The organism is Shewanella sp. SM20 (assembly GCF_025654545.1).
Lineage (GTDB): Bacteria > Pseudomonadota > Gammaproteobacteria > Enterobacterales > Shewanellaceae > Shewanella > Shewanella oncorhynchi.
In genome coordinates this window covers 1-785 of sequence record NZ_JAKKRK010000134.1, presented here as the reverse complement: position 1 = coordinate 785, position 785 = coordinate 1, and the positions used below count along the sequence as shown (strand labels likewise).

3 pseudogenes are annotated in these 785 nt (G+C 41.5%); all 3 read left to right on the top strand.

The window, feature by feature from the left end:
* Positions 1-207: pseudogene (locus L5M18_RS23250) on the top strand (IS3 family transposase); the annotation flags it as partial.
* Positions 208-258: 51 nt separating this feature from the next.
* A pseudogene (locus L5M18_RS23245) lies at positions 259-543 on the top strand (hypothetical protein); the annotation flags it as partial.
* Positions 544-645: 102 nt separating this feature from the next.
* A pseudogene (locus L5M18_RS23240) lies at positions 646-785 on the top strand (IS4 family transposase); the annotation flags it as partial.

Genomic DNA, 785 nt, shown 5'->3' with positions numbered 1-785 from the left:
CACAGTAAGCTCAATTTTGTATCACCGAGTGAGCGACATGCGATGCAAGATAAAGCGATTTTATCTAAGCGTAAGGAGGTACTAGAAGAAGCAAGATCAAGAAACCCTAAACGCTGGCCAAACGGTATAAGGAACTGTGACGTTATCGGTGAGGTAGTGTTGAACCCAGAAAAAGAGTCTGAAACTGAAACAAGAAATGCAGCTTAAAATTTAAGTAAAGAGTGCCAACTACCTTGAAAAACACCGCATCGTAGCCAATACGACACTCTTGCAATGAATATGCGTAACTCGATGCCGAACGCCTCATTTATGGCATTTACAGGAACCCCATTACTTGCCGGTGAAGGCAAAACCCAAGAAGTTTTTGGTGACTACATCAGTATCTATAACTTTGCTGATGCCGTTGATGATGGTGCAACTTTGCCTTTGTACTATGAGAATCGTGTACCAGAGGTCAATCTCAATCGCGATGATATAGGTAACGAAATCGCGGATATTCTTGATCAAGCAGACTTAACAGATGAGCAAGAAGCTAGGTTCTGAAGAATCCCCTGATGATTTACAAATAAATCATCAAATTAGAGTGGAAGCGCATCTTGTTGCATGATCAAATGGTTTCGCTAAAAACTACACTTGGACAACAAGATGCGCGAAGCCAATATCCTACAACATTCTTTACACCAATACTGCCCAGAACTTCACCTAAAACGATTAAACAGCTTGATGCTGGCCTCTAAGGCACTGATTGAATGTAAGACACTGACCTTGACTGAGTTAGGTCGAAA